Below are 7,163 nucleotides of genomic sequence, written 5' to 3' on the forward strand. Positions count from 1 at the left end.
GCCGATATGCAACCGTTATTGCAACTCAAAGGGATTGAAAAGTCGTTTCCCGGCGTGAAAGCGCTAAATGGCGCTTCGCTTGCTGTTTATCCGGGGCGCGTGATGGCGCTGGTGGGTGAAAACGGCGCGGGCAAATCCACCATGATGAAAGTGCTGACCGGCATTTACAGCATGGATGCCGGCTCGCTGCAGTGGCTGGGCAAAGACGTGACTTTTTCTGGCCCCAAAGCGTCGCAGGAAGCGGGCATTGGCATTATCCATCAGGAACTCAATCTGATTCCGCAACTGACCGTCGCGGAGAATATTTTCCTTGGTCGCGAATTCGTTAACCGCTTTGGCCGCATCGAATGGAATCGGATGTACGCCGAGGCGGATGCCTTATTACATCGCCTGAACCTGCGCTTCAACAGCCATAAGCTGGTGGGCGATTTATCGATTGGCGATCAGCAGATGGTTGAGATTGCAAGGTGCTGAGCTTCGAGTCGCAGGTCATCATTATGGATGAACCGACCGATGCGCTGACCGATACCGAAACGCTTTCACTCTTCCGCGTGATCAATGAACTGAAAGCGCAGGGCTGCGGCATTGTTTATATCTCGCACCGCATGAAAGAGATCTTCGAGATTTGCGATGACGTCACCGTGTTCCGTGACGGGCAGTTTATTGCCGAACGCGCGGTGAGCGATCTCAGCGAAGAGAGTCTGATCGAAATGATGGTCGGCCGTAAGCTGGAGGATCAATATCCGCACCTCGACCAGGCGCCGGGCGACATTCGCTTAACCGTTGAAAATCTCAGCGGACCGGGCGTGGATAACGTCAGCTTTACTCTGCGCAAAGGCGAGATTCTCGGCATTTCCGGTCTGATGGGCGCAGGGCGTACCGAGCTGATGAAAGTGCTGTACGGCGCACTGCCGCGCAGTAACGGCAAAGTCATGCTCAACGGCCGCGAAATTATTACCCGATCACCCCAGGATGGCCTGGCTAATGGCATCGTGTATATCTCGGAAGACCGCAAGCGCGATGGCCTGGTGCTCGGCATGTCGGTTAAAGAGAACATGTCGCTGACCGCACTGCGCTATTTCAGCCATCCTACCGGCAATCTTAAACACAGCGAAGAGCAGTTAGCGGTGGGCGATTTTATCCGCCTGTTCAACGTCAAAACCCCTTCAATGGAGCAGCCGATTGGCCTGCTATCGGGCGGTAATCAGCAGAAAGTGGCGATTGCGCGCGGATTAATGACGCGCCCGAACGTGCTGATTCTGGATGAGCCGACGCGCGGTGTGGACGTGGGTGCGAAAAAGGAAATTTATCAGTTAATTAACCAGTTTAAAGCCGAAGGGCTGAGCATCATTTTGGTGTCGTCGGAAATGCCGGAAGTGCTGGGCATGAGCGATCGCATTCTGGTGATGCATGAAGGCCATTTGAGTGGCGAATTTTCCCGTGAGCAGGCTACCCAGGAATCCCTGATGGCGGCAGCAGTCGGTAAGCAACACAGCGAGGAGTTAGTTGTATGAGCACCCAAACCTTACCCGCCAGCCGTCGCTGGTTTAGCAAAGCCTGGCTGCTGGAGCAGAAATCGCTGATTGCGTTGATCGTACTGATTGCCGTGGTGGCGAGCCAAAGCCCGAACTTCTTTACCGTCGCCAACATGTTCAACATTCTGCAGCAGACTTCGGTTAACGCCATCATGGCGGTGGGCATGACGCTGGTGATTCTGACGTCGGGCATTGATTTGTCGGTGGGATCGCTGCTGGCGCTTACCGGCGCGGTGGCCGCCTCGATTGTAGGTTTGGAAGTGAATGCGCTGGTGGCGGTGGCGGCTTCGCTGGCATTAGGTGCGGCGATTGGCGGTATTACCGGCGTAATTGTGGCGCGCGGCAAGGTGCAGGCGTTTATCGCCACGCTGGTGATGATGCTGTTATTACGCGGTGTGACCATGGTTTACACCAATGGCAGCCCGATCAATACCGGTTTCAGTGATAACGCCGATCTGTTTGGCTGGTTCGGTATTGGCCGTCCGCTGGGCATCCCAACACCGGTCTGGCTGATGGTGGTGGTGTTCGCGCTGGCCTGGTACATGCTGCATCACACGCGTTTAGGTCGTTACATCTATGCGCTGGGCGGCAACGAAGCGGCCACGCGTCTGTCAGGCATCAACGTTAACCGCGTCAAAATCATCGTTTATTCGCTGTGCGGCACGCTGGCGGCATTGGCGGGCACCATCGAAGTGGCGCGTCTTTCTTCTGCGCAACCCACGGCGGGCACCGGTTATGAACTGGATGCGATTGCGGCGGTGGTATTAGGCGGCACCAGCCTGGCGGGCGGCAAAGGTCGCATTATGGGCACGCTGATTGGTGCGCTGATCCTTGGTTTCCTGAACAACGGCCTGAATCTGATGGGTGTTTCTTCTTACTACCAAATGATTGTTAAGGCCGTTGTCATTCTGCTGGCGGTGCTGGTGGATAATAAAAGCAGCAAATAACTCTGACCCTCACACAGGACACTATAAATGAAAAAGTTAACTGCATTGGCCGTCATCCTTGGCGCCACCCTCAGTGCTGGCGCGATGGCAAAGGACACCATTGCGCTGGTGGTATCCACTCTGAATAATCCGTTCTTTGTGTCACTGAAAGATGGCGCACAGAAAGAAGCCGACAAACTGGGTTATAACCTGGTGGTGTTGGATTCGCAGAACAACCCGGCGAAAGAGCTGGCCAACGTGCAGGATCTGACTGTGCGCGGCACCAAGCTGATGCTGATCAACCCAACAGATTCTGATGCGGTGGGTAACGCCGTGAAAATGGCTAACCAGGCGAACATTCCGGTGATCACGCTGGACCGCATGGCGGCACAGGGCACCGTGGTCAGCCACGTCGCCTCTGACAACCGTTTCGGCGGCAAAATGGCCGGTGACTTCATCGCCAAGAAATTGGGCGATGGCGCGAAAATTATCGAACTGCAGGGCATTGCCGGTACTTCAGCCGCGCGCGAGCGTGGCGAAGGCTTCAAACAGGCTGCTGATGCACATAAATTTAATATCCTGGCGAGCCAGCCGGCAGATTTCGACCGTACTAAAGGCCTGAACGTGATGCAGAACCTGTTGCAGGCGCATCCGGATGTGCAGGCAGTCTTCGCGCAGAATGACGAAATGGCGTTGGGTGCACTGCGTGCGCTGCAGACTGCCGGTAAAACCGATGTGCTGGTGGTGGGCTTTGATGGCACCGCTGACGGTGTGAAAGCGGTAGAAGCCGGTAAGCTGACGGCTACCGTCGCGCAGATGCCCGATAAGATTGGCGTGATTGGTGTTGATATTGCAGATAAAGTTCTGAAAGGCGAAAAAGTACAGGCAGTAAACCCGGTTGACCTGAAGCTGGTAACCAAATAAAAAACAAAGAAAAGCATGGCACCGCGCCACCTTACTGGTGGCGCAACTTCTTGGATCAAACCCTATGAACACAAGCGCAAAACTGGCGGTACTCGGCAGCATCAATGCCGATCACATCCTGAACCTCACCCACTTTCCACGTCCGGGTGAAACGGTGATCGGAAAACAGTATCAGATTGCTTTTGGTGGCAAAGGGGCTAACCAGGCTGTGGCGGCCGGTCGTGCCGGTGCGGATATCGCGTTTATCGCCTGTGTTGGCGCAGATGACATTGGCGAACGCATCCGCCAGCAGCTGCAGCAGGACCGAATCGATACTGCACCGGTGGAAACCGTGGCAGACGAAGCCACCGGCGTGGCGATGATCTTCGTGAATGGCGAAGGTGAAAATAATATCGGCATCTATTCCGGTGCTAACGCGGCGCTGACGCCAGCCTGTGTCGATCGCCATCAGCAAGTGATTGCGGATGCAGAGGCTTTGTTAATGCAGCTGGAATCGCCGCTGGAAAGCGTGTTAGCGGCAGCGAAAATTGCGCGTGCCAATGCCACTCAAGTGATTCTCAATCCAGCGCCCGCGACTCAATTGTCTGACGAGTTGCTGGCCTTAATCGATATCATCACACCAAATGAAACCGAAGCCGAAATTCTGACTGGCATCGCGGTGAAGAGTGATGAAGATGCCGCGCGTGCCGCGCAGGCGTTGCACAATAAAGGTATCTCTACCGTTTTGATTACCTTGGGTCGTCGCGGTGTGTGGCTGAGCGAGCAGGGTCAAGGCGTGCGTATTCCGGGCTTCAGCGTGCAGGCCATCGACACTATCGCCGCCGGTGATACCTTTAACGGTGCCTTTATTACCGCACGCCTTGAAGGTGTCACGATGCAGGATGCATTGCGTTTTGCTCATGCCGCCGCCGCGATAGCCGTGACGCGTGCGGGCGCGCAGCCCTCAGTGCCGTGGCGCGCTGAGATCGATGCCTTCCTGCAGCAACAGGGTTAAGCCTTTGGCAACCATGAAAGACGTCGCCCGCCTGGCGGGCGTCTCAACCTCCACCGTATCCCACGTCATCAATAACAATCGTTTTGTTAGCGAGCAGGTACGTGAAAAGGTTGAGCGGGCAATCCGCGATCTCAACTACGCACCGTCAGCGTTGGCGCGTAGCCTGAAAATCAACCAAACCCGCACTATAGGCATGTTGTTAACGGCCAGCAGTAACCCGTTTTACGCTGAAGTGGTGCGTGGAGTGGAAAACAGCTGCTATGAACGCGGCTACAGCCTGATTCTGTGTAATACCGAAGGCGATGAGGAGCGGATGAACCGCAGCCTCGAAACGCTGATGCAAAAACGCGTCGATGGTTTGCTGATGATGTGTACGGAAAGCCATCTCCCTTCCGCTGAGATCCTCAATCGTTATCCGTCAGTACCGATGGTGATGATGGACTGGGCACCGTTTGAAGGGCGCGGTGACATTATTCAGGATAACGCGCTGCTGGGCGGCGAACTGGCGACGCAGCATCTGATCGATCGCGGCTACACGCGCATTGCCTGTATTGCCGGGCCGCAGGATAAAACCCCGGCGCGTTTGCGTCTGGAGGGTTTCCATAAAGCGATGACCAGCAGTGGATTGCCGGTGCTGCCCGGTTATGTGGTGGACGGTGATTTCGAATTTCAGGGTGGTTTTAATGCCATGAATCAACTGCTGGCTCTGGAAATGCTGCCAGAAGCGGTATTCACCAGCAACGATGCGATGGCGGTGGGCGTTTACCATGCACTCTTCCAGGCCGGCTTGCGCGTGCCGCAGGATATCGCGGTGATGGGCTATGACAATATAGAACTGGCGCGTTATCTCACGCCACCGCTCAGTACCATCCATCAGCCCAAGGATGAACTGGGAGAACTGGCGATTGATACGCTGATTCACCGCATGAGCGATCCTGACGCCAGCCAGCAAACGCTGGTACTGACGCCGGAGCTGGTAGAGCGCGGTTCGGTTTAAGCCGTTTTCTTCTTTTTCTCACGATTGGCAATTAGATTGCGCCCGTCGCCTGGACGCAGCATCAGGAAGGCAAACGCCGACAATACGGTGATCACGCCCATCGTCAGGAAGGTGGCGTGGAATTGCTGCACGGTGCTGCTCTCGAAATCCTGATAGAAACGCAGCACCGCCGCGCTGACGGCCACGCCAAAGCTGATCGACACCTGTTGTGTCACGGCCAGCACACTGTTACCGCCGCTGGCATTCTCATCATTCAAATCGGCCAGCGTGATGGTGTTCATCGCGGTGAACTGTGTCGACATCGCCATACCTAAGACAAACAGCGCGGCTAAAAGCATCAGTATGCTTTCGCCCGGCGTTTGCAGTGAGAAGCTGGCTACCAGGATACCGATGATGATGGTGATTCCGACCAGCGTTTTACGATAACCGAAGCGACGCAGCACTTGTGTCACGGTGGATTTGGCTAATAGCGAGCCAATCGCCGTCGGGCCCATCATGCATCCAGCAATCAGCGCGGGGTAACCAAAGCCCACCTGTAACATCAATGGCATCAGGAACGGAATACAACCGGTGCCCAGACGGGCCGCGATGTTGCCAATGATGCCAACCGAGAAGGTGCGGGTTTTAAACATCGGTAAGCTGATCAGCGGTGCGGGATGACGGCGGGCATGCACTATATATAGAAGCAATAACGCGACACCGGCCAGCAGCACCAGCGCAGCCTGCCACGGCGATACAATCCGCTCGCCAAAAAGTTCGATACCAACTGAGATCAGCACCAGGCCAAAACCAAACAAGATAAAGCCGAGGAAATCAAAGCGACGTTTGGGCGTGGTGAAATCCGGCATAAATTTACGTGCATAAAAGATGCCTGCGATGCCAATCGGAATGTTGATCAGGAATATCCAGTGCCAGCTGGCGTAGGTGACTAACAAGCCGCCGAGCATGGGGCCCAGAATCGGCCCGACTAATCCTGGCATAGTCACGAAGTTGAGTACCGGCAGCAATTCACTGCGAGGATAAGCGCGTAATAGTGCCAGACGCGCGACCGGCATCATCATTGCGCCGCCGACACCTTGAATAATGCGCGAAACGACCAGCATGCTCAGCGAGCCGGATAGTGCGCATGCTAATGAACCCAGCGTAAACAGTGATACGGCGATGATGAAGATTTTACGCGTGCCAAAGCGATCGGCCAGCCAGCCACTGACAGGGATCAGCATCGCCACGGTAAGCGTGTAGCTGATAATGGCAGATTGCATGGCGAGGGGGGAACGTTCGAGGCTGGTGGCGATAGCAGGGAGCGCAGTATTGAGGATGGTGGCATCGAGGGCTTGCATGAAAAATGCCATTGCGGCGATCCAGGGCAAGCCGGCCATACTGCGCGCGGAGCGAATCATTGAAAATCCTTCTTTAATAATTGTTCAGTCTGCAAAGATAGCGGCGTTTGGCCAACAGAATAGCATTGGTGTTTGAACGCGTGACGCTGATTTGTGCCGCTGAAGCGGCGTTATTGACTGATTATTGATCGGGAAAAGTCTGTTTTTAGCCTGTTCGTTTAAAAAAGTAGCGCTCAGTCAATTTTTTGCAATAAACCCTTGTCAGCCCGGAAGAACTGCCTATAATGCGCATCCACTGAGACGGCAAAGCGGCAACGCAAGCGGCTCAGCAGGGCGTGAAGAGATTCAGTCCGCCGGAGAAAAACGCTGAAAAAAGTGTTTGACTCTGAAGGAGGAAAGCGTAATATACGCCACCTCGCAACAGCATGTTAAAACGCTGATTGCACT

At 54.9% G+C, this 7,163-nt stretch carries 5 protein-coding genes and 1 pseudogene; 5 read left to right on the top strand and 1 reads right to left on the bottom strand.

Translation table 11 applies throughout. The features are described 5' to 3' along the window. Positions 1-6: 6 nt before the first annotated feature. The 5 genes and pseudogenes from rbsA (at position 7) to rbsR (ending at position 5,376) form a co-directional block, all read left to right on the top strand. Positions 7-1,514 (top strand): annotated as a pseudogene (gene rbsA, locus HA45_RS14660) (ribose ABC transporter ATP-binding protein RbsA). Then, positions 1,511-2,482: a ribose ABC transporter permease gene (gene rbsC / locus HA45_RS14665; RefSeq protein ID WP_100701646.1), complete on the top strand. Its 972-nt coding sequence runs from the start codon at positions 1,511-1,513 to the stop codon at positions 2,480-2,482. Before rbsA ends, rbsC begins: the two are co-directional and overlap by 4 nt. A gap of 27 nt (positions 2,483-2,509) precedes the next feature. Then, complete coding sequence (gene rbsB, locus HA45_RS14670; RefSeq protein WP_084932739.1) at positions 2,510-3,385, top strand: ribose ABC transporter substrate-binding protein RbsB; 876 nt, start codon at positions 2,510-2,512, stop codon at positions 3,383-3,385. A gap of 64 nt (positions 3,386-3,449) precedes the next feature. Continuing rightward, a complete protein-coding gene (gene rbsK / locus HA45_RS14675; RefSeq protein ID WP_100701647.1) occupies positions 3,450-4,379 on the top strand; it encodes a ribokinase in 930 nt (309 codons plus the stop codon). Between the two features lie 13 nt (positions 4,380-4,392). After that, positions 4,393-5,376, top strand: a complete 984-nt coding sequence (gene rbsR, locus HA45_RS14680; RefSeq protein ID WP_100701656.1) for a ribose operon transcriptional repressor RbsR — start codon at positions 4,393-4,395, stop codon at positions 5,374-5,376. On the opposite strand, the gene mdtD is transcribed toward rbsR, so the two are convergent. Next, positions 5,373-6,776 (bottom strand): multidrug transporter subunit MdtD, encoded by a 1,404-nt coding sequence (gene mdtD, locus HA45_RS14685; RefSeq protein WP_100701648.1) that lies wholly within the window; start codon positions 6,774-6,776, stop codon positions 5,373-5,375. The two genes, rbsR and mdtD, sit on opposite strands and share 4 nt — an antisense overlap. Between the last annotated feature and the right edge of the window lie 387 nt (positions 6,777-7,163).

It is taken from the genome of Pantoea rodasii, from assembly GCF_002095465.1.
In the GTDB taxonomy this organism is placed as follows: Bacteria; Pseudomonadota; Gammaproteobacteria; order Enterobacterales; family Enterobacteriaceae; genus Pantoea; species Pantoea rodasii.